Origin of the sequence: Nocardioides oceani, assembly GCF_030412965.1 — a bacterium.
GTDB lineage: Bacteria > Actinomycetota > Actinomycetes > Propionibacteriales > Nocardioidaceae > Nocardioides > Nocardioides oceani.
In genome coordinates this window covers 1-216 of the sequence record NZ_JAUHJQ010000288.1, presented here as the reverse complement: position 1 = coordinate 216, position 216 = coordinate 1, and the positions used below count along the sequence as shown (strand labels likewise).

The following is a 216-nucleotide window of genomic DNA, read 5'->3' as shown; positions in this document are numbered from 1 at the left end:
CTCGACGAGGTCTTCCACGACGACCCGGTCGACGGCGTGCTGCACGTCGTCGCCAACGGGCTGGCGACCGGCCGGCGCCCGGCCGGGACCACCGGCGCCGTCGCGGGCGACCGCGAGGAGCAGCTGGCCCGCGAGCTGGAGGACTGGACGGTCACCGCCCCCCGGATCGCCGCGATGGCGGTGCGCCGGCCGCGACCGACCTGGCTGGTCGTCGTG

Annotated in this window: 1 protein-coding gene; it reads left to right on the top strand. The window is 77.8% G+C overall.

The annotated features are described in order from the left end of the window. A partial coding sequence (locus tag QWY28_RS24095; protein ID WP_300955418.1) for a hypothetical protein occupies nucleotides 1-216 on the top strand: 216 nt, incomplete at both ends.